24 protein-coding genes and 2 tRNA genes are annotated in these 26441 nt (G+C 48.5%); 6 read left to right on the top strand and 20 right to left on the bottom strand.

Annotation, left to right across the window (positions count from 1 at the left end):
- Nucleotides 1-31 precede the first annotated feature (31 nt).
- From E2I14_RS04595 to E2I14_RS04585, 3 genes are read right to left on the bottom strand one after another with little or no spacing between them, the layout of a single operon-like run.
- Nucleotides 32-1039, bottom strand: coding sequence for a hypothetical protein (locus E2I14_RS04595; RefSeq protein ID WP_133325916.1), 1008 nt, complete (start codon nt 1037-1039; stop codon nt 32-34).
- Nucleotides 1027-2067, bottom strand: a complete 1041-nt coding sequence (locus E2I14_RS04590) for a bactofilin family protein (protein ID WP_133325914.1) — start codon at nt 2065-2067, stop codon at nt 1027-1029. Before E2I14_RS04590 ends, E2I14_RS04595 begins: the two co-directional genes overlap by 13 nt.
- Nucleotides 2064-3647, bottom strand: a complete 1584-nt coding sequence (locus E2I14_RS04585) for a glycosyltransferase (RefSeq protein WP_227544592.1) — start codon at nt 3645-3647, stop codon at nt 2064-2066. Before E2I14_RS04585 ends, E2I14_RS04590 begins: the two co-directional genes overlap by 4 nt.
- 394 nt (nt 3648-4041) lie before the next feature.
- On the opposite strand from E2I14_RS04585, the gene E2I14_RS04580 reads away from it, so the two are divergent.
- Nucleotides 4042-5127, top strand: a complete 1086-nt coding sequence (locus E2I14_RS04580) for a hypothetical protein (RefSeq protein WP_133325912.1) — start codon at nt 4042-4044, stop codon at nt 5125-5127.
- Nucleotides 5128-5306: 179 nt separating this feature from the next.
- Here the strand turns inward: E2I14_RS04580 and E2I14_RS04575 are convergent, their stop codons facing one another.
- The 3 genes from E2I14_RS04575 to E2I14_RS04565 form a co-directional block, all read right to left on the bottom strand.
- Nucleotides 5307-5933, bottom strand: a complete 627-nt coding sequence (locus E2I14_RS04575) for a YdeI/OmpD-associated family protein (RefSeq protein WP_206105580.1) — start codon at nt 5931-5933, stop codon at nt 5307-5309.
- A 74-nt stretch (nt 5934-6007) separates the two neighbouring features.
- Complete coding sequence (locus E2I14_RS04570) at nt 6008-6481, bottom strand: YciI family protein (protein ID WP_133325910.1); 474 nt, start codon at nt 6479-6481, stop codon at nt 6008-6010.
- Nucleotides 6482-6597: 116 nt separating this feature from the next.
- Nucleotides 6598-7050: a DUF5990 family protein gene (locus E2I14_RS04565; RefSeq protein WP_133325908.1), complete on the bottom strand. Its 453-nt coding sequence runs from the start codon at nt 7048-7050 to the stop codon at nt 6598-6600.
- A gap of 471 nt (nt 7051-7521) precedes the next feature.
- Here E2I14_RS04565 and E2I14_RS19810 point away from each other — a divergent pair, with 471 nt between their 5' ends.
- The 4 genes from E2I14_RS19810 (at nt 7522) to E2I14_RS04550 (ending at nt 10656) form a co-directional block, all read left to right on the top strand.
- On the top strand, nt 7522-7650 hold the full coding sequence (locus tag E2I14_RS19810; RefSeq protein ID WP_264757050.1) for a hypothetical protein: 129 nt from the start codon (nt 7522-7524) through the stop codon (nt 7648-7650).
- A 151-nt stretch (nt 7651-7801) separates the two neighbouring features.
- Nucleotides 7802-8578: a YaiO family outer membrane beta-barrel protein gene (locus E2I14_RS04560; protein ID WP_133325907.1), complete on the top strand. Its 777-nt coding sequence runs from the start codon at nt 7802-7804 to the stop codon at nt 8576-8578.
- A 61-nt stretch (nt 8579-8639) separates the two neighbouring features.
- Entirely contained in the window at nt 8640-9302 is a 663-nt protein-coding gene (locus E2I14_RS04555; protein ID WP_133325905.1) for a response regulator, read from the top strand.
- 37 nt (nt 9303-9339) lie between these two features.
- Nucleotides 9340-10656: an NRAMP family divalent metal transporter gene (locus tag E2I14_RS04550; protein WP_133325903.1), complete on the top strand. Its 1317-nt coding sequence runs from the start codon at nt 9340-9342 to the stop codon at nt 10654-10656.
- Between the two features lie 599 nt (nt 10657-11255).
- Here the strand turns inward: E2I14_RS04550 and E2I14_RS04545 are convergent.
- The 4 genes from E2I14_RS04545 to E2I14_RS04530 form a co-directional block, all read right to left on the bottom strand.
- A tRNA-Glu gene (locus E2I14_RS04545) sits at nt 11256-11331 on the bottom strand.
- A 178-nt stretch (nt 11332-11509) separates the two neighbouring features.
- Nucleotides 11510-11585, bottom strand: a tRNA-Ala gene (locus E2I14_RS04540).
- Between the two features lie 302 nt (nt 11586-11887).
- Nucleotides 11888-13273: a glutamate--tRNA ligase gene (gene gltX, locus E2I14_RS04535; RefSeq protein WP_206105579.1), complete on the bottom strand. Its 1386-nt coding sequence runs from the start codon at nt 13271-13273 to the stop codon at nt 11888-11890.
- A gap of 81 nt (nt 13274-13354) precedes the next feature.
- A complete protein-coding gene (locus tag E2I14_RS04530; RefSeq protein WP_133325901.1) occupies nt 13355-14323 on the bottom strand; it encodes a M23 family metallopeptidase in 969 nt (322 codons plus the stop codon).
- Nucleotides 14324-14381: 58 nt separating this feature from the next.
- On the opposite strand from E2I14_RS04530, the gene E2I14_RS04525 reads away from it, so the two are divergent.
- Nucleotides 14382-14891: a DciA family protein gene (locus E2I14_RS04525; RefSeq protein WP_165967748.1), complete on the top strand. Its 510-nt coding sequence runs from the start codon at nt 14382-14384 to the stop codon at nt 14889-14891.
- Between the two features lie 30 nt (nt 14892-14921).
- Here E2I14_RS04525 and lpxC read toward each other — a convergent pair whose 3' ends face one another.
- From lpxC to murD, 10 genes are all read right to left on the bottom strand, one after another.
- Nucleotides 14922-15857, bottom strand: a complete 936-nt coding sequence (gene lpxC / locus E2I14_RS04520) for a UDP-3-O-acyl-N-acetylglucosamine deacetylase (RefSeq protein ID WP_133325897.1) — start codon at nt 15855-15857, stop codon at nt 14922-14924.
- A gap of 271 nt (nt 15858-16128) precedes the next feature.
- A complete protein-coding gene (locus tag E2I14_RS04515) occupies nt 16129-16647 on the bottom strand; it encodes a peroxiredoxin (RefSeq protein ID WP_133325895.1) in 519 nt (172 codons plus the stop codon).
- A gap of 157 nt (nt 16648-16804) precedes the next feature.
- The gene (gene ftsZ, locus E2I14_RS04510) at nt 16805-18016 is read right to left on the bottom strand and encodes a cell division protein FtsZ (protein WP_133325893.1); all 1212 of its coding nucleotides are present in this window, start codon (nt 18014-18016) and stop codon (nt 16805-16807) included.
- A gap of 146 nt (nt 18017-18162) precedes the next feature.
- Nucleotides 18163-19395, bottom strand: a complete 1233-nt coding sequence (gene ftsA, locus E2I14_RS04505; protein WP_133325891.1) for a cell division protein FtsA — start codon at nt 19393-19395, stop codon at nt 18163-18165.
- A 4-nt stretch (nt 19396-19399) separates the two neighbouring features.
- A complete protein-coding gene (locus tag E2I14_RS04500) occupies nt 19400-20170 on the bottom strand; it encodes a cell division protein FtsQ/DivIB (RefSeq protein WP_133325889.1) in 771 nt (256 codons plus the stop codon).
- Between the two features lie 45 nt (nt 20171-20215).
- Nucleotides 20216-21187: a D-alanine--D-alanine ligase gene (locus E2I14_RS04495; RefSeq protein WP_133325887.1), complete on the bottom strand. Its 972-nt coding sequence runs from the start codon at nt 21185-21187 to the stop codon at nt 20216-20218.
- Nucleotides 21188-21215: 28 nt separating this feature from the next.
- Nucleotides 21216-22622, bottom strand: coding sequence for a UDP-N-acetylmuramate--L-alanine ligase (gene murC, locus E2I14_RS04490; RefSeq protein WP_133325885.1), 1407 nt, complete (start codon nt 22620-22622; stop codon nt 21216-21218).
- Nucleotides 22623-22640: 18 nt separating this feature from the next.
- A complete protein-coding gene (gene murG / locus E2I14_RS04485; protein ID WP_133325883.1) occupies nt 22641-23753 on the bottom strand; it encodes an undecaprenyldiphospho-muramoylpentapeptide beta-N-acetylglucosaminyltransferase in 1113 nt (370 codons plus the stop codon).
- Nucleotides 23753-24886 (bottom strand): putative lipid II flippase FtsW, encoded by a 1134-nt coding sequence (gene ftsW / locus E2I14_RS04480; RefSeq protein ID WP_133327077.1) that lies wholly within the window; start codon nt 24884-24886, stop codon nt 23753-23755. The genes murG and ftsW overlap by 1 nt, the downstream gene beginning before the upstream one ends.
- A 50-nt stretch (nt 24887-24936) precedes the next feature.
- Nucleotides 24937-26433: a UDP-N-acetylmuramoyl-L-alanine--D-glutamate ligase gene (gene murD, locus E2I14_RS04475; RefSeq protein WP_133327075.1), complete on the bottom strand. Its 1497-nt coding sequence runs from the start codon at nt 26431-26433 to the stop codon at nt 24937-24939.
- Nucleotides 26434-26441: the final 8 nt, after the last annotated feature.

The raw sequence follows: 26441 nt of genomic DNA, 5'->3' as shown, positions 1-26441 counted from the left end.
CCTTTTAACTTTTCAGATTTTTTTAACAGATTCAGTTGCAATCTACGTCCAGTCCCGCAGGCTCAATACGGTGGCGCATTAACACTTGGCGCGCGACCTCGTCGGTGGCAATCCAATGTGCGGTGTGTTGAGCAGCGGAAGATTCGCGCAACCAGCAAGCGGCGGACGAACTATCACCCTGCTTTAAAGCCAACACTGCAATCACGCCCCAGGCAAAATCATGGCGCGATTGGGTTAGCCAGCTTTGGCGATACTGCTTCATCCATTGTTTGTAATAGTTGGCTTTGGGGCTGGGGAGCAGGTTGAAATCGAAGTCAACTAATAAGGGAAAAATCTGTGCGACTTGATCGGGATAGAACGCAGAGGCCAGCTCTTTTTGCTCGGCTTGGGTAGAGACTAAAAAACGGTGCGTTTTTTGATCAGAAAAAACGTCGCGTATTGAGAGCGCCAATTGTTTAGCGGCCGCTGCTTTTGCTTTGTTGTCAGGCTGAATTTGGTAGGACAAGACTTCCAAGTTATCCATCAATAAGCCATGTTGATACACCGGCGACACCAGATAAATCCCGCGCTTCGTGTCGATCAACCGATCAAGATTAGCTTGGCTCAATTGCGTACTGTGCGTCCAACGCGAATTGGTGGCCTGCTCATGCGGCATCGTACTTAAAAACTTCAACCATAGCGCCATTAAGGCATCGTCCGCATCGGCGGTTTTACAGGGTGACCACACGCCCTGAGTTAAACAAAAGCGGTCAAAAGTGCCATCCGGCTTTTGCCGATCTATCATCCAATTAGCCCATTTCATCGCATAGGGCGAAATATCTAATCCGTTTTCGCGCGCCAGTAATAGTGCTTGTAAGGTGAAGTATGGGTCTATCGTGTCACCATTAAATTGCACCGAAATTGCGCCCTGCTTATCGACATAACCAGTTAAGTCCAGCGCAGCCGGTGCGGCGGCATGAGCAGCGTTAAGGCAGCTTAGCAACAGTCCAAACAGGCTAGAACCAATTGACGTGAGGTGTTGCGAGTTCAGCTTGGACATGTCACGCCAAAATCTCTGGCCCACACCGTGCCGTGGGCCACCACGCCGGCATCCACCAAAATACGTTGCGCGCTGACGGTAGTGGGTAGCTCATGCATGCCAACAGTGGAATCGGCGCCGATCGTAATGAGCGTTTCCGAAATAATCGGGCCTTTTATGCACACTTGTTCTTTGAGTTCGATATTTTTTTCACCGATCAACGCGCCGCCAATTAACGCATGCGCGCCAATCACAATCGTATCGCGTGCTTTGACATCTCCGATGATGCGCGAACGCTCACCCACTGTGAGTCGCCCCGTGACGATTAATGAGCCGTGATAAATCCGACCGCTAGGAATATCACAATCACCGCGAATTAAGGTGAGCGAATTGGTTTTCTTGATCGCGCCGCTTAGCTCTAAGAACGACGATTCGATCAATTCATTGGCGTTAAAGATGGAATTATTTTTACGCGCACCAAATGCGATTGTTGGCGCGTTGACGCGCTCAAAATAGCAACCATGTTCTAACAAAACAGAACTAGACGAAGACAAACGGCGCGGTGCGTTGCTTTCATGTCCCAACGAAATATCCTCTTTAGCATGCGCCCAATCGCGGATACGGCTGTATGGCCCGAGCGAAATTTTGCCTTGAGTGTAGAGCGATTGCAGATTATCAGCGCCCACGGTGCTGAGGTCGCCATTGACGAAAATCGGCAACTGGCAACTAATGACTTCTTTGGCGAATATGGAATTCATTGCAATGACGGGCAATCGAACTACAGACCAATCGATCACTCCGGCGCTGGCCGGAATCAATTGAAACTTATGCTGATGTTCGCGCGGCGATTCTTTATTCAAAAAGTTAATCACTTTGGTATAAAAATTGGCCGCGAAATAATCAATATCAATGCTGTAATCGGGGCTCACTGACAGCGGTTGGAAGTCAGTAGGCGTGCGCCATTCTTGCCATGCTGGGCGGAAGGCGATCAGTAACATTGCTGACATGAATACGGCAAATTCGACCAGATGGATTAGGTGGCTATTCATTGGGAAGCATCTTTCCGGTAACGCAGGGTTTTTTCCCAGATCAGTTCGCGCTTAAAGACAACATCAACGATCAAGCTGTAAAAGGAAGCCGAGATTGAAAACATGCTGATGAAGAAGCCAAAGAGATTAAAGGGCAGCAAGCGCAGGCGACGTCGATTTCCATCCAATAAAACAGCAATGACAATTTCAAAAAACGCGGCAAAATTGCCTAATGTTCCATACGCCATCAAGGCAAAGATTGGAATAGCATTGGTCACGACATAACTGGCGTTGATGAAATACAGCGCTAAGGCCAAGATCCAACCAAGCAGCAATAAGGGCGGCATGACAAAAACTAGCAGCAGCAACATGCCATCGATGCGCTCGACCAAACTCAAATAGGGGCTAGTTAAAAATTGGTACCAGTAACGGAACAGTACTTGGTTATGGCCTTTGGACCAGCGCTTGACTTGCTTAATCCGCACCGCCCATTCTTCCGGCACTTCTTCGTAACATTCGGTGCGATTGGTGTAAATCGTCTTCCAACCGTTGAGCAATAAACGGTAGGTAATATCGGTATCTTCGGCTAATACGTTCTCATGCCAACCACCGACGGCTTGTACCGCCGAGACTCGCACTCCGCCGCCGGTTCCGCCAAATTGCGGCACCATCTTCATATTCATCCGCGCTTGCTGATCGACTTGATAGCCACCCGAGCGCTCTAAATCCAACATGCGGGTGAGTAGATTACTACCCACGTTTAACGGCACCACCCGCCCCATTACTGCGCCCACTTCGGGATCAAAAAACGGAGCGACCAATTGCTTGATTAATCCGCAACCGGGAACATAGTCGGCATCAAAAATAATGACGATATCGCCGTCCACATGCGCGAGTGCATCTTTGAGCGCCGCCGCTTTGCCAGGCTTACCAGCAGCGCGATGAAACGGCTTAATGCGATTGGGAAAGCGCGCCACGTAGTTATCAATGATGAATCGTGTTTGGTCAGTTGAGCGGTCATTGACTGGCACAATTTTTAAACAGTCGGTGGGGTAATTACTGTTGAGCAGCGCTTCGATGCAGCCAGCGATCACTTTCTCTTCGTTATGCGCGGCAATTAGTACGGTAATTTGCGGCCAATGCGCGTCGTCGATATCGATGTAGGGATGCCTCTGGCGACCAAATATACGATTGAGGGTAAATAGCATGTGCCGAATCGCGTAGATCATCATCAGCACCACAATCGCCAACAAGACGATGGCCATCGTGGAGACGATGATTTGTTTTAACGCCGAATCAGGCACTGAACTGTGCTCGTTGAAATCTAATTCTGGGTAGCGATGGTTGGACTTAAAACTCCACACCGGATCAGAAAACAAATTCGCTTCGATCCCATTTTCTGACATCGGCAGAGTCTGATAAGGCCAGTTGATAATGGAATCTTCACTGGCGCTAATTAATACGGGCTTCGCGGCAACAGCATTCTCGCTTTGCGCCCACGCGGGTGATAACAGCGCACTCAAGCTCCAAAATAATAGGACGGTCAAAACCAACGCTGCAGTGAAAAGTTGTTTAAAGACACGGATCGGATTTGGGTTCATGGGCAATGGCGCGCCTTGTGCAGGTTAAGGAAATTGGGCAAGTTTTGACGACCAACTCACCATAACGACTGGACACAAGCAAGTCAGTTCGTTAGCGAACGTATAGCAACCACCATGTTATTTAGCCATGATCACTTACCAATCGCCCCGAGCAACTTGCGTCATCAAATCTGTACTTGCTCCTGCTAAAAGCCAGCAAATTTACTCGCCCATGACGAATTTTGAACAATTGCCAACAGCGATAAATACTCGCTCGGACTAAGCCATTTCCTAGTGCGCTAGGGCAACTTTTCCCCTATAGTGAAATAATTCCATGCAGCAATATATTGCGCAGCCTACGCTATATAAGCTGCACCGCTGGAATTAAAACTTTTCGATCACTTAGGACAACACCATGTTCAACCGCCGGCACTTGTCACATATCGCAGCAGCACTAGCAATCGCGCTAGCAATCGGGCTTCCCACTCCAAGCACAGCACAAAGCGCAACCCAGCCAACTGCGGGCATCGATGTGGTGCAACAGATCAAAAATCTGCAAATCAAAACTGGGCCGTTCACCAACGGCTATTTGATTGCACCGGCTGGACGAATCAACTGGTATTTCAGCAATTTAGGCTTGCTGCCTATCGTGCAATATTTGTCGCCCGCCGATTTGAACACCTACGTGCTGAGCTACCTCAATCTCTACATCGCTAAACTCAACGTCAACTCAACCATTGCTGATGTCAATTTTGTGGCGGGTAATATGGTGAGTGTCACGTTGGTGGGATCGGATTCGGATGATTCGTACGCAGCGACCTTTTTATCCTTAGCGGTCAAGTATGAGCGTCTTAGTCATAACAGCGTCTGGTGGACAGCGAACGAAGCGACGCTAAAAAATATCGCCTATCGCAATTTGGCCGTGATGCAAAAAGCGAGCGATGGATTAATCGCCACTTTCCAACCGCCGCGCACCCAAACGAATTCGTTAGGCTATTTGATGGATAACGCCGAAGACTACCGCGGCTTGCGCGACTTCGCCGGCATGTTGCGTGATTTGGGTGAAACCAGCGACGCCAATTATTACGATTTGGTCGCAACCGGAATAGTCAACGGCATCAGTAACTATTTATACGATAGCGCCCATGCTGGCTTTAAAACCATTGATGGCGACGCACAAGCGACAACCGCGTTTTACGCAGGGACGACTTGCCAGGTTTTTCCGCAAGCATTCGCGCTAAACGAGCTTTCGGCGTATTACGACAAAGGCTGGACTTATCTTAGTTTGCATACGCCCAATTGGCAGAACGGGACTTACGACCCATTTCCGTGGGCAGTGTTAGGTTACGTCGCAGCGCTGCGTCAACAACCCGCCGTGGCCCAAGCTCAACAGCATATGATTGAATCCAAATTCATCAATAATCGCGGTCTGATTACGATGAATGAGTTGGGCTTTTATCAGCGTACTAAAAGTCTGTTGGCGGGGAATTCTGCCTATTAAGCTGCACTAGCATGACGCCTTGGGAATACAGATATCGGATAATTTTTATGCCGGTTTGCGAAGGTATCAGCGAGCGTCGGCTGATTAGCGGGCACAGACTTGGTAATGGACTCACGGAGAGTTTCGGGCTGGTTGGTTTGCGTATTTGGCTGGTGTTTGAGGTGCTACCAACCGGGTATTTATTCGGCACGAGTAGGCTGGCGATAATGATTTGCCCGAATATTTTCTGCTGCGTTAGACACCGTTTCGTAAATTCGTTTTGATCTGGTTTCTGGGGTTTTCGCCCCAGCAATCCATTCAAGAATAATTCGCTTGGATGAAGGAGGGAATAAATCAAAATTGCGCTTGGCTACCCTATTCGCGTTCAGTGCCAAATTCAAATCCTTTGGTATAACCCCGGCCTGAATCTCGACCAAAGCATCCCAACTTCCGTCCAATTTTGCGTCCTCAACCTTTTTCATCCCGGCCTTAGTCATTAACTCTTGCCGAATAAGTTTTTCTATTCTGGCCTTATTTGCGTTAGACCAATTACTTCCCGCTTTTCTAGGTGAAATGTAGAGCATCGCCCTGTCATCATCCAATTTGCGCGGCAGGCTATCAACCCATCCAAAACAGAGGCATTCTTCAGCGATTGCATCATAGGGAAGGTAATCCTGATGATGCTTCTTGAAATAGATCACCCAAATACCTGCATAAAGAGACGAATTTGCCTTTAGCCATGCCCTTAATTCTGCGCGATTTTTGAATTCGACCTGCGCCCGATCGTTAGTCTTAGCAGCCACAGCATCATGTTTTTTTGCGACCAATTAGCCCCTCCATTGACTGTCCGTTATGAGCTCAATTCGCCGCATTCAAACACTTAGCCGTAGCCTGTTCTTTTTCAAAAGTCCTTCAACGCTATTGTTTTGTGCAACTTAGTCACCGACATCAATGCTGCGGAACCGTAATACTTGTGGTACTCCGCCACCATTTCGCCATTGATAATGACGGGATCAGCCGCCATCCACGTTTTTGCCAGCTCAATGTCTCCAGTTGCAAAGATAAATAAACCACGCCAACCGTCGGTGCCGTCGAGCGGACCGGCAATTGCCAGTTTTTCTTCATCCGCCAAGCGTTGGATATTCGCGAAATGGCCGCTGAACATGGCATCTCGTTCTGGCCCTTTTGCTACCTTATTGGGTCCAGTTTTCAGAATTACCAACACATATTTCTTCATGCCGTGTTCGTCAGCACCGAGGGATTTGGCAAGCTCTTCGTTATATCCTGGCGGCGCGTTTAGCGCAGCCTGAGGAGTACTTTGTGCATTGCCAAGAAGTGGAACACAACATAGCAACCACAGCATCACGTTTTTCATGGTTTTTTCTCCTAAACAGGCGACTTTCCGATTGAAATTACTCGCAAGGACTACTCCACAATCAAATTTAGAAAACGTACAAACTGCGACACTATGTGCCAACTTTAGTCTAATAATTATGTATTCTCAATTCGGTTGGTTTGCCACGTTATCGAACGAGTTCCACCGATATTTTCTCCGGTTGAAGTCAGCTTTGGGTGATGGTCGCATAGGACACCAACAATGATTGCTTGATGCGATAACGCCATCTGAATATCTGTCCAAGTAATGCCGACCAAAGGCAACTTAAGTCGTTGATCAAATCCACCTTGCGCATTACGCCAACTCAAATAAATAAATCGGTCTTTGGGCGAACCATGACAGAAGGGCCCAGAAAAAACTGGCGCACCGAATTGGTCGGATTTCACCTGCAGCGAGAAAGTGAAGGCACGTTGATCTTTATCGATGACTAGGCCCGTACTCAAATTGCCCGCCTTATCCTGCAAACCAAAATCGTTTGTTCCACCACTCCATTTGATTGGCCCTATTCCGTCATAGACCAACCTAAAATTGACAGCTTGTGCATTCATGATCAATTCTTAGTGCAGTTCATCGTCGATATTTAAGCAGTTGATGGCTTTAGCACATTCCAACTTCAGCCCTTTACATCGCGCAGCGACATTGTGCTGGGGCTTCTCAGGCAAACAGGCGGGCCGAGTTCTTCACATTTAACCGTGGGACACCCACTTCAAAATACTAAGTTAAATATTGAATTATGGCAATTTTTTACTATTACCCTCTCGGTCCTAATCACCTATTGAGCGGCGAGAGTTCCCGCGCTTCAGATGATATTCGACGCAAAAACGATTAACCGTTAAATCCTTAGTTCGCCAGCGTACAGAGCGCGACGCAGCCACCCTATATCGTCGCCAGCGTGATTCAAGCAAAAATCAACACGCTCTTTATCGAACAATCGCTTTGCTTGATCGCGTATGCGTATTCGCGGGATTGCGCGTGGATATGTTGAATTCAAAAATGATTCCTTGAAAGGAAGAACCGCCATGATGATCAATCTAATCCTGTCGATAGGATTCAGCGCTATTTGTACTGGTTTGTATTTGTTCGTACTAATGCCAGCTTGGCAGGAATGGGGCGATGCTAACGATGGCGGAACTAAGCTAAGCAAATAAAGTTGCATGCATAACGCGCCCATTCGCTGCGATTTCTAACTTCTTTTTTATCTCCTTCAAGGTCAATGTGACGCCTAAATATTCAACTATCGTTTTACTTGTTTTAAGCACTTGCGCGGCAAGCTTTGCGACGAGTCCTGCGCGAGCGCAGATGCAATCAGCTGCACAACAAGATCCCGCCATCGAGTCCGAAATTGTGTTGCCGAGCGCGTTGACCGCTGCCCCAATTCGAAGTATCGAACTTACCGTTGGAGGGGAAGAACTAAGCGCTGGTTATGGCAATTGGACTAACGTGACCTTGGTCGGCACGTACCAAATCGATAGTCAGGTTTGGCAAATGGAGTTGTCGTCCAAAGAGGAATTTCACGTTGGCGGAACCTTCGCTGGCATTGCCGATACGATTGTGTTGAATCCTGATTGGTTCACACGCTTGTCTATCGGTGCGGGCGATGGTGCGTTTTATCTGCCTAAGATACGCAGCGATATTTCTCTTAGTCGAAAATGGATGAGCAATCGCGCGTTAATCACCACGATTGGCTTGGGCTATTACGACGCGCCAGATGGACATATTGATCGCAATTTGAACTTTGGTGCGACCTATTATTTTGAGCAAGCGTGGATTGTCGAAGCAGGTGTGCGGCTCAATAAAAGTAATCCGAATCAGGTTTCAACCCATCAGCAATTTGTGGCGGTAACTTACGGACACGATAAACAAGACGTAATCACGGGGCGTTATGGCTGGGGTGGCGAGGGCTATTTGACCATTTCTGATCAAGTCGCTTTAGTGGATTTTCAAAGTCACGAAGCCAGCTTGGCGTGGCGGCATTGGCTCTCGCCCACACTTGGTTTAGTGACCAAACTGGATTACTACACCAACCCATATTACCAGCGCAAAGGTGGCAATATTGGTATTTTTTATCAGTTTTAGCGGAGCATTATTTCGGTGGACTTGATGACTTGGTGCGTCGCAGTTCTGCTTGGTAGCTGTGATGACAATTAGCGTTATGTTGCTCGATGATGAAGTATTGGTGCGAGCAGGAATCCGTTGCTTGATCGAGCGCATGCCCGACTTTTGCATCAGTGCAGAAGTGTCCGATCAAAGCCAAGCAGCCGCTTTACTAGGCCAATCGCTTCCTACTATTCTTACCATCGATATCAACTCGGAGATGACCACGGGTAGCGCGATTATTGCGCGGCTTAAGCGTTTATATCCGGCGCTTAGCATTGTGGTGTTGACGATGGAAGATTCAGACGCGGCAGTGATGAGCGCCATGGAGGCTGGCGCATCAGCTTATTTGCTAAAAGACGTCACGCAAACCGAATTAGAGATTGCATTGCGCGCAGTGGCGCGGCATGAATCGTATCTGAGTCCGCGTATTTCGACCAAAATGATACAACGCCTAACCTTTCCCACCGACTTACTAGCTAATCCACTACACTCACTGACGGCGCGTCAATTACAAATTATTGTAATGATAGGCAATCGAAAAACCACTAAACAAATCGCCTTTGAACTTGGGTTAAGTCCTAAAACCGTGACCGCCCATCGCACTCAAATTTTGATCAAAATCGGCGAAAAGGACACGGTTGGAATCGTCCTATTCGCTCAGAAACATGGACTTTTGTCCACGGATAAAAATTATCTCACTTAGCTGCAACCATATTCATTAAACCTAACGGGCGCAGCGTATGCATTCTTCCCAACAGCCAGAAAACGAGACAACGCCGCCGATCGTCACGCCATCATTTTGGCAACGCTGCAAGCAACATCCACTCGCTAAAATTGGCCCCGGACTAATCACCGGTGTAGCCGACGACGACCCAAGCGGCATCGCGACCTATTCGCAAGCGGGAGCGCAATTTGGTTTAAATATGCTGTGGACCATGCCGCTGGCGTTTCCGCTCATGTCAGCGATCCAATCTATGTGCGCGCAAATCGGGCGCGTGACTGGCAAAGGATTAGCCGCCAATATCAAAACCACTTTTCCGCCTATCGTGCTGCAAATAGTTGTTCTGTTGCTGCTAGTGGCGAACACCTTAAACATCGCCGCAGACGTGGCAGCGATGGGGGAAGTGGCGGAATTGGTCACGGGATTGAATCGGCATTTAATGACCGGATTTTTTGTGTTCGCAACACTGCTGATGCAAATTTTTATCCCGTATCACAAATACGTATTTTTTCTAAAATGGCTAACCTTATCGCTGTTAGCCTATGCCGCCGTACTTTTCACCGTTCACGTCCCGTGGACGCAAGTTGCGCTGCGCACGGTTTGGCCAAGTTTTACCCTTAATGCCAACTCCGCCGCCGTCATCGTGGCCATATTTGGCACCACGATTAGCCCCTATTTATTTTTCTGGCAAGCGTCGGAAGAAGTAGAAGATATGCGCATCAATCAAGATGCAGCGCCGTTAATCCAAGCTCCCTGCCAAGCACAATCCGAATTACGCCGCATACGCTGGGACACGTGGAGCGGCATGGCGTATTCCGATCTGACGGCCTACTTCATCATCCTAGCCACCGCTGTCACATTGCACGTGGCGGGCGTAACCGACATCAACACCGCCGCCCAAGCCGCTAGCGCCCTGCGCCCGATTGCTGGTGATTTCGCCTATATTTTATTCGCGCTAGGCATCCTAGGCGTGGGCCTAATCGGTGTTCCAGTACTGGCCGGCTCAGCCGCTTACGCCATGTCAGAAGCCATGAATTGGAACTGGGGCTTAGAACGCAAAGTCGCTGACGCCAAAGGCTTTTACGCCATCATTGCCTTCAGTGTTTTGGCCGGTTTAGTCATCCAGTATTCCCCCATCAGCCCAATGAAAGCCCTGTTCTGGAGCGCAGTCATCAACGGCGTCGTCGCAGTACCATTAATGGTCGTCGTGATTATTCTCGCGTCAAAGCAATCCGTCATGGGCGCATACACCGCGAGTCGCCCGATTATTTTACTGGGCTGGATTGCTACAGCGGTGATGGGAGCCGCAGCGGTTTGTATGTTTTTACCGGGATGATCGGATTTACAACTTGATCAACTTAATCAACCTAGTTATTCCTCTGGCTACCATTGAGCCAGCTTTATAAAGCCGCGAAGCAAAGCTTATCTGGCTTTAGGCGAAAAAAAACCGCTATGCGTTGGCATAACGGTTTTCTTTTTTACTGGAGTCCCCAAGGGGATTCGCCCACATTCTGCGGGCCGCGGTGCCGCCGGTATGCGGCACCCTTCGAATCCCAAGACCGCGAAGCAGTGCTTCGCTACGCATGAGCGAAAAAAAACCGCTATGCGTTAGCATAACGGTTTTTTTTTACCGGCGTCCCCAAGGGGATTCGCCCACATTCTGCGGGCCGCGCTGCCGCCGGTATGCGGCATCCTTCGAATCCCAAGACCGCGAAGCAGTGCTTCGCTACGTATGGGCGAAAAAAAACCGCTATGCGTTGGCATAACGGTTTTCTTTTTTTACTGGCGTCCCCAAGGGGATTCGCCCACATTCTGCGGGCCGCGCTGCCGCCGGTATGCGGCACCCTTCGAATCCCAAGACCGCGAAGCAGTGCTTCGCTACGTATGGGCGAAAAAAAACCGCTATGCGTTGGCATAACGGTTTTCTTTTTTTACTGGCGTCCCCAAGGGGATTCGAACCCCTGTACTCACCGTGAAAGGGTGATGTCCTAGGCCTCTAGACGATGGGGACAGAAATCTGTCCTTGTTACCGACCTAATGCTTGGTACTTTTTACTAACTAGCCCCGAAGCAAGACCGAAATTATATTATGACTTTTCGATCTCTGCAAGAAAAAATTCTTATTTTCTGCATTTTTCTCTCGCTGCTTTTACTTTAGTAACAAAACTGTCGCTTTGATACATCAGTAACTGGTGGAGGTAAGCGGAATCGAACCGCTGACCTCTTGCATGCCATGCAAGCGCTCTACCAACTGAGCTATACCCCCCTTGCGAAGAAACGAGACTATAGCAAAACTTGCTGTGCGTTACAAGTTTTTTCTCCCGTTTTTAGCGGTTCACTGCGTATTTTTCGTTGAGCTGATTAGTGTTGCCGATTTGGGTAAAACCGATTCGATCAAAATAAATAAAATGATTCTTTTCGGATAATTTTCAAACCGCATCCGCTTGACGCGCAGCACGGCAGGCAATCAAGGCTGTTCCAAAAAAAATCAACGCGCAATAAAAAAGCACTCACCAAGTTTGTACCTCGGTCAGTGCTTTCATTAAAAACGGGCTAATTAGTTTCTGCTTACAGCCCTTGATTGATGCGGCTTAACACCACCTCACGACCAAACAATTCGAGCACTGCATCGATCGATGGCGTCTGCAATTGGCCAGTGATTAATAAACGCAGCGGCATTGCTAATTGTGGCATCTTTAATCCATGCTCAGCTAAGGTCGATTTCATTACGGCAGAAATATCGGCTTTAGTCCAAGTGACTGTGACCAGTTGGGCCGCAAAAGCTTGCAAGGCTGGTCGCACTGCATCGGTTAAATGTTGAGCCAATAATGCCGCTTCCGGTTGCGGTTGGCGGTAAAACAGCATCGCGCTATTGGCTAACTCAACGGTCGTATTGGCGCGCTCTTTGAGCAATGCAATTACTGCTTCCAAATCGGGGGCGCCATCAAACTGCGCCTCGTGCATGATAGGTTTAATCAAATCGGCTAAGCGTTTGTTATCGGCCAACTTGATGTAATGATTATTGAGCCAAGCGAGCTTTTCTGGATTAAATTGCGCGGGCGATTTGGATAAATGATCTAAATTAAACCAGCTACACATTTGCTCCATCGAAAACACTTCATCATCGCCGTGACTCCAGCCTAAACGCGATAAATAATTGAGCATCGCTTCGGGCAAATAACCTTGCGCTGGATAATCCATCACGCTCACAGCACCATGACGTTTAGACAGTTTCTCGCCATCCGCGCCGAGGATCATGGGCACATGTCCGTATTTCGGCAAGGTTGCACCGAGTGCCAGCAAAATATTGATTTGACGTGGCGTGTTGTTGACGTGATCGTCACCACGAATAACGTGGGTAATTTGCATATCCCAATCGTCCACCGCTACGCAAAAATTGTAAGTCGGCGTGCCGTCAGGACGAGCGATAACCAGGTCATCCATTTCACGATTGGCGATGGTTATTTGACCTTTGACTACATCGTCCCAAGTCACTTCACCCTCCAACGGATTTTTGAAACGAATGACAGGCTTGCGGTCAGCGGGAATCGCGGGCAAGGTCTTGCCCGGCTCCGGACGCCAAGTGCCGTCATAGCGCGGTTTCTCACCAATAGCACGCTGCTTTTCACGCATCGCTTCAACTTCTTCTGGCGATGAATAGCAATGGTAGGCAGTGCCTGCACCCAGCATTTCTGCCAACACAGCGGAATAGCGATCCATGCGTTTCATTTGATAGAACGGACCTTCGTCGTGCTGCAATCCCAGCCATTGCATGCCTTCGATAATGGCTTGTACCGCTTCTGGAGTGGAACGTTCTAAATCGGTATCTTCGATGCGTAATACAAACGTGCCGCCAAAATGACGAGCAAACGCCCAGGAGAACAAGGCTGTGCGGGCACCGCCTAAATGCAGATAACCGGTGGGACTGGGAGCGAAACGGGTGCGAACTTTCATGGAGTGCAATCGGCTTGTGATTTCCACAAACGCTGAAAAATAGAAAGCGCTATTGTAACGGGGAAGCGGTCTAGCTTGCTATCAATTTGCCGCAACCGGACTTGCCGGATTGATGGAATTAGCCGATGCGGTTTGGCTGGCGCCAGCGGATAAGAATTTATTGGGATTCTGAGGGCGGCCTTTGAGCAGCACCTCAAAATGCAAATGTGCACCGGTTGAACGTCCAGAAGTGCCAATGTCGGCCACATATTGGCCGCGCTTAACAATATCGCCCACCTTAGCGAGAATGCGCGAACAATGCGCGTAGCGGGTTACCAAATCGTTACCATGATCGATTTCCAGCACATTACCAAACTGCGGGTGGTATTCCGACGTAATCACCACGCCGCCGGCCGCGGCCACAATATGTGTGCCAACCGGCGCGGGGAAATCAATCCCTTCATGAAACGCGTTCTGACCAGTAAATGGGTCTAAACGCCAGCCAAAGGTGGACGAGTTAAATGGCACATTAACTGGTTGCGTTGTTGGCAATAAACGTGACCTGACTTTGTATTCCATTAATGTTGTTTCGACCACATTCAAGAAATCAGCACGATTGTCCAAATCGTTGGACAACGCATCTAAAGTCGCTTGGAATTCGGACATGCTCAACGTCGGCGCATTAGCAGGCGGGGCTATTCCGCCGCGGGGTGGGACTTTTTTGAAATTAAATTCTTCTGGTTTAACGCCAGCCAAACCTTGAACGCGCTCGCCCAATGCGTCTAGCTGCATCATTTGCGCTTGCATTTCGCCCAGCTTAATTGCCATTTTTGCCAAGTTTTGCTTCATGTATTTGGCTTGCGAATTGCTGTCTAACACACTGAATTCGGCCGGAAGGATATTGCGAATAGTTTCGGAGCTACCTGCTAAACGCAGGCATAATACGGATAGCAAAAAACTGCTGATGAGCACCAATATAACCAATCCAAGCAGTGATAAATACACATGCTTTTGCGTAATCTTGATTGATTTTGCTCGCGTAAACCGCGGGTGCATTACAATTATTTGCATCAATACTCCAGTAATACCCAAGTAAATCTCAGGTCACAGCAAGGTAATGACATTAGCAATGAAAACAACTCGTCAGCCCGCTTCAGCATCCGCGACTAATCCGTTTCGATCGATCGTGAAGCAAAAAAAACAATATCAAAGCGTCGAAGTGAATTCGCTATTACAAAGTGAAATTGCGCATTTATGGCCAGCTATCGCTAACATCAACGCGTTGCAAAAAGAATGTGTCGCGGCGCTGCCCCAATTATTCTTGTATTGCCAAGTTCTGCACTATGAAGAACATCAGCTTATTTTGGCGGCGCCCAATGCGGCACTTGCCACTAAACTTAAACAACAACTTCCCAAACTTCAAACTTCATTACAAAAAACAGGCTGGCAGATTAACGCAATCCGCATCAAAGTACAAGTGAACCAGTCGCTACAAAATGAAACTTTAGAGAAACAATGTCACATGACTGATTCGGCATTGTCAGCTTTCGGCTCGCTCGAAAAAAACCTCTCCAAATCCAAACACAATGAAGAGTTGCTCGGCGCTTTACGCAACCTTTTACAACGGCACAAAAAATAAGCGCTGAAGGCAGCGCTTAGATTTATTTCATTAGGTTGGCAACCATTGTTGAGCCACTTGTTTCAGGTACGAATGCGGCGCCAATTCCTCGCTGTCGAAACTCACTAATTCATACGAATCGGGTTGATCCAACATGGCGCGCAGAAGTTGATTGTTCATTCCATGACCTGATTTATGCGCGCTGTAACTAGCTAATAATGGGTGACCAATTAAGTACAAATCGCCAATCGCATCTAAGATTTTATGGCGCACAAATTCGTCCTCGTAACGCAATCCATCGGCATTCAAAATACGGAATTCATCCAACACAATCGCGTTTTCAAACGAACCGCCGCGCGCTAAACCGATTCCGCGCAAGCTTTCGACATCCTGCATAAAGCCAAAAGTACGCGCGCGGGCGACATCTTTAACATAAGAGACATTACCGAAATCGACCTCGGCAGTTTGATTGGTGCCATCCACGGCGGGGTGATTAAATTCGATAAAAAATTTCAGTTTAAACCCGTGATATGGGTCGAGACGCGCCCATTTTTCAGCAGCGCCGGAGCCTTCGCGTACTTCGATAGGCTTCAAAATACGGATGAATTTTTTCGGTGCGGATTGCTCAACTTTGCCCGCTTGCTGCAACAGAAAAACAAAGGAAGACGCCGAACCATCCATGATCGGGATCTCTTCCGCACTGACATCAATGTACAAATTGTCGATGCCCAAGCCGGCGCAAGCCGACATCACGTGTTCGACCGTGGAGATTTTAGCTTTTTCATGCGTCAAGGTAGATGCCATGCGTGTATCACCAACACCCAGAGCAGAAGCGGGAAACTCAACCGGAGGATCAAAATCGACCCGCCGAAACACAATACCAACATCCACATCGGCGGGGCGCAGGGTCAACTCGACTTTAGTGCCAGAGTGCAGGCCGACGCCGATGGTTTTAACGACTTTTTGAATTGTTCTTTGTTTTAACATGGTTGCGATGAATGGTACTCACAGGGCAAATATTGAGAGAAATAACTACTTAGATGATAAGTCTAGATAGCGAAGTTACATAACGATGTTACATAACGAAATCACGTAGGGTGATTGGATGCTTGGTTCAGTAGCCATGCTTTGAGTGGCTAAGTTCTTCTTGGGTGGTACTTAGAGAATTTTATTTATTCTATTTTTTATCGGCTTAATCTTTCATTTATTTTAAAAATTAAGCCGATTTTAGAATTAACTGCTGAATTGACGCTGGGTTTTATCCTAATTGTGCTAACAAGGTTTCTGCATTCGACACTTCAAACTTACCGCCCTGCTCTACGTTCAATTGCTTAACAACGCCATCCACTACCAACATTGAATAACGCTGGGAGCGAGTACCCATGCCGAATTTGCTGAAATCGGCGGACAAACCTAAAGCGCGGCTGTAATCTGCATTACCATCGCCCATCATGCGCACCACACCGGTCGCTTTTTGATCACGACCCCATGCGCCCATGACGAACGCATCATTGACTGAAATGCACCAGATTTCATCGACACCAGCGGCTTTGAATTTGTCGGCTAACGCGACATAACCCGGAACGTGCTGCGCGGAACATGTTGGAGTGAATGCGCCTGGCAGACCGAAAATAGCGATGGTTTTGCCTTTGGTGATGTCGGCGACGTTAAATGTATTTGGGCCAACAGCGCATACGCCGGTTGCCACTTCAACATATTCAGCTAAGCTGCCGGCTGGCAAAGTATCGCCAATCTTGATTTGTGCATTAGTAGTCATTGCATCTCCCGAGTGAGGTTTTGATTAAAAAAACGCCACAAACAATGCTGTTTGCGGCGTCTACAGCTAAGGCGCTAGTATGCCTTAGTCTTATTTTCTTTGCTGAAAGCGGAATTTACCAAAAACATCCGCTTTCAGCTGGAGAGATCACACTGGATCAGTCAGCTTGTTTGCGCAAGAACGCTGGAATATCGTAAGTTTCCATGCCGTTTTTCTCTAATGCGCGCACTGTTTCAGAAGCTGACTCACGACGCCAAACGGCTGGACCTTTTGGACTATCAAAGCTGTGAGACGCGCCGCCCATCGCTGGTGCATTGCCAACTTGGCCGATATTTAAGCCAACATTTGCCGTCATCATTGGCTCGTTGTGAGTACCAGTGCGCAACATCGTTTGTGGTTGAACCAAGGACATTGGCTTTTTGCCGCGACCTAAACCTGTTGCGACAACCGTTACGCGAATGTCGTCGCCCATATTGTCGTCATACGCAATACCTTGTGCAATCGATGCGTCAGGAGCAGCGAAGGCACGAACTGCTGCCATCACTTCACGGATTTCTTTACCTTTCAACGAACGGCTTGCAGTCACATTGACCAACACACCGCGCGCGCCAGATAAATCGATACCGTCTAACAATGGCGAAGCAACTGCTTGTTCTGCTGCGATACGCGCACGATCAATACCGGAAGCGGTCGCTGTACCCATCATTGCTTTGCCTTGTTCGGACATAATCGTTTTCACGTCATTGAAATCGACGTTGATATGACCTGGGACATTGATGATTTCAGCGATACCGGCAACGGCGTTGTTTAAAACGTCATCAGCATGCTGCATCCATTCGAGCATGGAATCGTCTTCGTAGATTTCTTCCAGTTTTTCGTTGAGGATGATAATCAACGAATCGACATGCTCAGACAACGCTTCTAAACCTGCATCAGCGATGTCCATGCATTTTTGGCCTTCGTAGGAAAATGGTTTAGAAACGACGGCAACGGTTAACGCGCCCTGTTCTTTCGCGATTTTTGCCACGATCGGTGCTGCACCAGTACCGGTACCGCCGCCCATACCAGCAGCGATAAATACCATGTGTGCGCCGCGCAAAGCATCTTCGATGCGCGATTTGGATTCTTCTGCCAACTGACGACCAACGTCAGGCTTCATACCGGCACCTAAACCGGTTTCGCCGATTTGAATGACGTTATGCGCCTTGGATTGAGCCAGCGCTTGAGCATCGGTATTGGCCGCGATGAATTCAACGCCGCTCACACCTTTGTTAATCATATGCTGAACTGCATTGCCGCCAGCACCGCCAACTCCGACCACTTTGATGATGGTCCCTTGCGTAGCATTATCGATCATTTCAAATTCCATCGTATCTTCCTCCAGGTTGGCAGTTCCTAGTCATTAATCATCACAGAACTTCTAAGGTGTCACGACTAACGACTAAACACTGCATGTGTGCACAACATTATAAATTGACGCTTATTTTTTTACAGCAAATTTCAAGACATTTAACATTAAAAAGTCCCAAAAAACCACTCTTTCATCCTCTGCCAAACGGCTTTTGCAGAACCTTCTTGGCGCGAAACTAAATGGCCGCGCAAATACTGTTTTTTCGCTTCAAGTAAAAGTCCCAAAACGGTCGCATATCTTGGGCTGCGAACCACGTCCGATAACTGTCCGTGATATTCCGGCATACCGATGCGCGTTGGTTTTAGGAAGATGTCTTCGGCCATTTCAACCATGCCCGGCATTATGCTAGTTCCACCAGTTAGCACTACACCGGACGACAATACATCCTCATAACCCGACTCACGAATAACTTGATGCACGAAGGCGAATAATTCTTCAACGCGCGGCTCAATCACCGCTGCCAAGGCTTGGCGCGACATCGAACGCGGTTCGCGATCACCCAAACCTGGCACTTCCAAGGTTTGTGCGGGGTCGGCTAGGGCTTGTTTTGCAACACCAAAACGGATTTTGATTTCTTCGGCTTCAGCGGTTGGTGTGCGAATCGCCATCGCGATATCGTTGGTAATCTGGTCGCCAGCGATAGGAATGGTCACGGTGTGGCGAATGGCGCCTTCGCTGAAAACGGCCACGTCAGTCGTTCCTCCGCCGATATCGATCAACACAACACCGAGTTCTTTTTCATCCAACGTCAGCACCGCTTCAGCGGAAGCCATCGGCTGCAAAATTAAATCAGCGACTTCCAAACCACAACGGCGCACGCATTTGACGATGTTCTGTACTGCCGACACCGCACCGGTGACGATGTGCACTTTGACTTCTAATCGAATGCCGCTCATGCCGATCGGCTCACGCACATCGTCCTGATTATCAACGATAAACTCTTGCGGAACGGTGTGCAGCAATTGCTGATCGGTTGAGATGTTGATCGCTTTGGCGGTTTCAATCACACGCGACACGTCGGCGGCGGTAACTTCTTTATCTTTGATGGCGACCATTCCGCGCGAATTTATCGAGCGAATATGGCTACCAGCGATGCCGGTGTAGACATTTCTGATTTTGCAATCAGCCATTAATTCGGCTTCTTCGAGTGCGCGTTGAATTGATTCGACCGTGGCTTCGATGTTGACCACAACGCCTTTTTTCAATCCTTTGGATTCATGCTGACCCAAGCCGATGACTTCATGGCGACCATCCGGCATGACTTCCGCCACCACGGCCACTACCTTTGAGGTACCGATATCCAAACCAACGATCAAGTTTTTTGCATCTTTTGTCATGTCATTACTTCTTCTTTTTACTCACCACGTTCAATTCCTGCCCTGTAGCTTTTAATGCCAAGCCGTTTGGATAGCGCAGGTCCACGCTCTCAATTTTTCCTTGCAGCCGATTGATTAGTTCAGGATACACCTGCAGTAACCGATCAACCCGCTCTTTCAACACCGTACTATTTTCTTCGCGTCCCAACTGTACTTCTAAACCCGAATTCATCTTGATCAACCACGCATAGCGTTTGCTGTACGCCACCGATTCTGGGGCCAGTGAGATCGGTTTGAACCATTCTTTAAACGCTAAAAAATGGTTCATTACTTCTTTCTCACTGCCAACCGGACCACTAAATTCCAACAAGCGCGTATCTTCTTCTGCTTCCGCTAAATTGGCGGTAAACACTTCGCCCTTCACGGATAACAACTGTCCCTCTTCGCCCCAGGTCCCGAGTGGCACATGTTCTTCCAAGGTCACGATCAATTTATCCGGCCATTCACGCCGCACACTAGCTTTTCTCACCCACGGTACCAACTCAAATGAATGGCGAATAACGTCTAAGTTGGTCGTAAAAAAATTCCCTTTAATTCTCGGCAAAGTAGCGCTGCGAATGATTTCAGCATTAACGTGTCGCAGCGCTACATTGTCCAAACCTTCTACATCAATCACCTTAAGCGTAAACATCGGCTGGTTAGCAAACACCCATAAGCCCGCCAAAAGCAGCAATAACGCACAGACGCCAAACAAAAAATTTGCCGATGCATTCAATAATTTGACGTCTTGCCACATTCGTTTCTGCTCGCCTTAAGTATTTTCTTGAGATTGCTTACGCACTCAAGGCTTCCAGTCGGATGAGGCATGTAAATCTAATTCTGCCGATCGGATAATTTCAAGGCACAACTCGGCGTAATCCAAACCAGCAACTTTAGCCGCCATTGGCACCAATGAATGACTCGTCATGCCAGGCGAAGTATTCATTTCCAACAAAAATGGCTTGTTATCCGTGGCGCGCACCATTACATCAGCGCGACCCCAACCGCGACAACCTAGCGCACGGTAAGACGCCAACACCATCGCGCTGATTTCTTGTTCTTGTTCGTCGGGAATACCGGCCGGGCAAAAATACTTGGTATCGTCGGTAAAATATTTATTCTGGTAATCGTAGTTTGCATCCGGCGCCACGATGCGAATTAGCGGAAACGCTTGTGCATTTTCATCCCGACCTAACACCGCGCAGGTTAATTCCATGCCCTCGATAAACTGTTCAGCAATTACCGCTGAATCAAAACGCGCTGCTAATTTGTAGGCCGCCGGTAGCTGAGCAACGTCAGTGACTTTGGTTAAACCCATTGTTGAGCCTTCGTGGGCAGGCTTGACGATTAATGGCAATTCTAAATCGGCGGCAATTGCAGCCCAATCGCTATCATCGGCTAACATCGCGAATTTTGGCGTGGACAAACCGCTTGCCAACCAAATCCGCTTAGTCATTGCTTTATCCATCGCCAAAGAGGAAGCCAACGTGCCCGAGCCAGTATAAGGAATTCCTAATTGTTCTAACGCGCCCTGTAAAGTGCCATCTTCACCATAACGTCCGTGCAGCGCGATAAACACGCGATCAAACTTTTGCTCCGCCAGCTCTGCCAACGATTGCTGGCCTGGATCGAAGGCATGTGCATCAACACCTTTACTAATTAACGCGGCCAAAACGCCTGAGCCAGACATGATGGACACTTCGCGTTCAGCAGAACGGCCGCCGAACAACACGCCTACTTTACCTAACTCTTTTACGGATAATTTATTTTCCATATCGATTCAATTCTCTTTAGCTCGTTAATCAGTCATCGCTACGATTGACCAACTTGGCGGGAACAGCATTGATGGAACCAGCGCCCATCGTAATGACCACATCGCCATCTTTTAATACATTCAACAAAGTCTCTGGAAAATCGGCGATATTTTCAACAAAAACTGGGTCCACTTGACCGAACACACGTAAAGCGCGACTTAAACTGCGACCGTCAGCGGCGACAATGGGTGGCTCACCAGCGGCATACACTTCAGCCAACACCACCACGTCGGCGCTCGACATGACTTTGACAAAATCTTCAAACAAATCGCGGGTGCGGGTATAACGATGCGGCTGAAAAGCCAATACCAAACGTCGCCCCGGAAAAGCACCACGCGCAGCTGCCAAGGTGGCGGCCATCTCAACAGGATGGTGACCATAATCGTCGACCAACGCAAAGTGACCAGTTGCTTGCCCATCCTTTTTCGGCAGCGCGATTTCACCGTAGCGGGTAAAGCGACGACCAACGCCGTTGAATTCGGTCAGCGCTTGCTGAATGTTTTCGTTCGACACACCCAACTCACGCGCGATTGCAATCGCCGCGCAGGCATTTTGTACATTGTGCACGCCGGGCTGATTCAAGCTAATGGGCATATCTTGGTAATCTTTTTGAATGACCGTGAAATGCATTTTGCCGCCACTAGCATGTGCATTAATTGCGCGCACATCGGCTTCTTCATGGAAGCCATAGGTGGTAATGGGCTTAGAAATGAACGGCATAATTTCACGCACATGTACGTCGTCCAGACATAACACCGCGACGCCATAAAACGGCAAACGCTGAGTAAATTCAACAAAGGCCTGTTTCAACTTGGCGAAATCGTGGCCATAGGTTTCCATGTGATCGGCGTCGATGTTGGTGATGACCGAAATCACTGGCGATAAATTTAAAAACGAGGCATCCGATTCGTCCGCTTCGGCTACGATGAAGTCGCCGCTGCCGAGCTTGGCGTTGGCACCGGCGCTATTTAACAAGCCACCGATCACAAAAGTTGGATCTAAACCGCCTTGCGCTAACACACTGGCAACCAAACTTGTCGTGGTGGTTTTACCGTGCGTACCAGCAATCGCGATACCGCGTTTGAGACGCATTAATTCGGCTAACATCATCGCGCGCGGCACGATAGGCACATGCGCGGCGCGCGCTGCGATCACTTCTGGGTTATCTGATTTCACCGCGGTTGAGGTCACAATCGCATCGGCTCCTGCAATATTGCTAGCATCGTGACCCAATTTAATTTGCGCGCCCAAACTTGCAAGACGCTGCGACGCAGCATTGCTGGATAAATCCGACCCCGAAACGGTGTAACCAAGGTTCATCAACACCTCAGCAATACCACTCATTCCTGAGCCGCCGATTCCCACAAAATGCAAATGTTTTACTTTATGTTTCATGTTCTTTTCCCTGAATGCTTAACGGTCATTTCTGTTGTTATTGTCGATTTCTTCCAACACATCTGCAATGACGCTATTGGCTTGACGTCGGCCAATTTTGTAAGCTGCCTCGGCGAGTTTTTGGCAATCAGAACGTTGCAGAGTCTTTATTAATTCCGCTAATTTTTCAGCGCTCATTTCTTTTTGCGGCAAATGAATCGCGGCTTGTTGTTGCGCCATCCAAATTGCATTGTTATTTTGATGCGTGGTCGAGGACGCCATTAATGGCACCAAGACACTCGCTACTCCGGCAGCGGTTAATTCAGAAACCGTAATAGCTCCCGCGCGGCAAATCACAATATCGCACTCCGAGTAACGCTTAGGCATATCGTCGATAAACGCCACGACTTCTGCTTTAACATTCAAGCGTTCATAGGTCGCTTGCAATGCAGCGATATGTTGTTTGCCCGATTGATGTGTAACGGTTGGTCGCAATTCTTCGGGCAACAAAGCCAAGGCGGCTGGCACAGTTTCATTCAATACTTTCGCGCCTAAGCTTCCACCAACGACTAAAACATTTAATCGGCCAGTACGACCAGTAAAACGCTCGGCCGGCTGAGCAACTGCAACGATTTCATCGCGCACTGGATTACCTGTCACTAGCGCCTTGTCTACTGCATCACCAAAATCGGCCGGAAAGCCAAACAACACGCGCTTAGCAAATCGGGTTAATGCCTTGTTCGATAACATCAGGGCCGCATCGGCATTCATCGCCACCAACGGAACACCGCGTAAATTTGCCATCACGCCGCCCGGCACCGTCACATAACCGCCCATACCCAATACAACATCTGGCTTACGCTGCCCCATAATTTGAAAGCAACGCACAAAGCTCAACAGCAATTTAAACGCACCAGTGACGCTGTGCCACAAACCTTTTCCACGCATGCCAGAAAAATTCAGCGTATCGATGGCAATCTTATTTGCCCGAACAATCTCACCTTCCATGCCATGTTCGGTGCCTAGCCAAGTCACTTCCCAGCCCCGCGCTTGCATGGTTTTAGCAATTGCTAAGCCGGGGAAAATATGCCCGCCCGTGCCAGCCGCCATAATCATTAAGCGTTTGGGTGATTGCGTAGTCAGTGCATTCATTAAGCACGTCCTCCACGCATTAAGACCCGGTTTTCAAAATCAATCCGCAACAAAATGGCTAATCCTATACAGTTAATCAACACACCCGAACCGCCATAACTCATTAACGGTAAGGTCAAGCCTTTGGTTGGCAACAAGCCCATATTTACGCCCATGTTAATGAACGCTTGCACGCCTATCCAAATTCCGATGCCTTTGGCGGTCAAGCCAGAAAAGGTCAAATCCAAGGCAATCGACTGGCGACCAATATCAAAGGCACGTTTTACCAACCAATAAAATAAATACACCACCACAACCACGCCAGCGAAACCCAATTCCTCACCGATCACAGCAAGCAAAAAGTCGGTATGCGCTTCCGGCAAGTAATGCAGCTTTTCGACACTACCACCTAAACCAACTCCAAAGATTTCACCGCGACCAAAGGCAATCAAAGAATGCGATAACTGGTAAGCCTTGCCTAAGGCATTATCTTCTTGCCACGGGTTCAAGTAGGCAAAAATCCGTTCGCGCCGCCAAGGGGACAGCATAATCACCAAGCTAAAAATCCCGACCAGCAAGGTTGCAATCCCGCCAAACCAAATACCGTTGATGCCGCCTAAAAATAAAATCCCCATCGCGATACAAACGATGACGCCAAACGCGCCTAAATCCGGTTCCAACAGCAACAGCAATCCAACCAATCCCACTGCACCGGCCATCGGCATAAAGCCTTTGGATAATTTATGCATAAATTCTTGCTTACGTACCGTGTAATCGGCGGCGTATAACACCACAAATAATTTCATTAATTCAGATGGCTGAATATTGATCACCTTCAACGATAACCAACGCTTCGCACCGTTGACACCTTTGCCTAGGCCGGGGATCAACACCGCGGCCAATAAAATTAAGGTAATCACGAAAAAGTACGGAGCATATTTTTGCCAAATCTCAATCCGGATTTGGAACACACCCAACGCAACCACCGATGAAAACGCAATAAACAGCGCTTGCCGAATCAAAAAATAATTATTAGTGTAGCCAACATACTTAGGCGAATCCGGCAAAGAAATCGACGCCGAATAGACCATGACCATGCCAAACAACATCAACAACATCGTCACCCAAACCAGCATTTGGTCGTAATCCATCATCTGCACCCGACCGCTGTGCTTGGAGGACCATAATGCTGAAAAGCGCGATTTCACAGACCAACCTCACCGCGCGAATAACCGACTTCTTTTACTGCTTCAATAAATACTTGAGCGCGATGCGCGTAATTTTTAAACATATCGAAACTGGCACAAGCGGGTGAAAGCAACACGGTGTCGCCACTGCGGGCTTTTTCTGCTGCACTCGTTACGGCTTGCTCCATATCAGAGCAGCGAATTAATTCCGCGCCCGAACCATCCAGCGCGGTCGCGATTTCTTCACTCGCTTCACCGATCAAACAAACGACCGATACCGCTTGCGCTACTGCATCGTACAAAGGAGAAAAATCCTGTCCTTTGCCAACCCCGCCAGCGATTAAGACTATTTTTGCGTTGGGTTTAGCCAATCCTTTGAGCGCCGCGACAGTTGCGCCGACATTAGTGCCTTTGCTGTCATCGACATAATCAACCTGATCGATTGAGGCAATCAATTCCACCCGATGCGGCTCACCTTGATATTCGCGCAGGCCATGTAGCAATTTCGCCATTGGTAAATCAATTGCGCGGCATAAAGCCAGTGCGGCTAGGGCATTCATCGCATTGTGATTGCCACGAATTTTTAATGCGTCAGCTGGCATTAAGCGCGCAATGCTGACATCGACTTCTGTTATTGGTTGATTTTTTGCCTTGCGCTTCGATGGCGCGGCTTCGTCGTCCACCGCATTCGCGATGCAAAGCCAATTCATGCCGTTTTCGGATTGCAGGCCGAATTCGTTCGGCTTCTTGGGAACTGAAATGCCGAAGCTAAATTGATCTGCCGACAGCTTTTGCATCTGCATCACTGTGCTGTCGTCACGATTCAATACCTGCACCGTGCTTTCAGCAAAAATTCTCGCTTTGTCAGCAGCATAGGCATCCATGCTGCCGTGCCAATCTAAGTGATCTTGGGTCACGTTTAACACCGTCGCCGCATTTGCTTTGAGACTGTAAGTGCTATGCAACTGGAAGCTGGATAATTCTAATACCCACACATCGGGCAAAGTCTGCTCCTGCACCGCTACGCGCAACACATCCAATACCGATGGGCTGATGTTGCCTGCGATTTGGACTTTTTTACCAGCGCGCTCAACCAACAAGCCGACCAAACTGGTGACAGTGGTTTTGCCATTGGTTCCTGTAATCGCGAGGATTTTGGGTTGGTAGTTTTGCGACTCGACTAACTGCTGCAAGCTTTGGGCGAAAATTTCAATTTCACTCCAAACGGGAATATTCTTCTCTTTTGCAACTGGAGTAATCTGCGCCAATTCGGCTAACTCGGATAAGCCCGGACTCACCACCACAAAATCAATCTCGTCCAACAATTGCGCTGAAAATTCGCCCGCGATAAATTCAACGCTAGGCGCAATCTCTTTGAGTTGAACTAGGCGCTCAGGATTTTCACGCGTATCGGCCACGCGCAGTATTGCGCCACAACGCACCAACCAGTGCGCCGCAGCCAGACCGGATTCTCCCAGTCCTAGTACCAATACTTTTTTATCCAAGTAACTCATCATTTATT

Source organism: Sapientia aquatica, assembly GCF_004358105.1.
In the GTDB taxonomy this organism is placed as follows: domain Bacteria; phylum Pseudomonadota; class Gammaproteobacteria; order Burkholderiales; family Burkholderiaceae_D; genus Solimicrobium; species Solimicrobium aquaticum.
The sequence above is the reverse complement of the archived record's forward strand: the minus strand, read 5'-3'. Positions and strand labels throughout refer to the sequence as shown.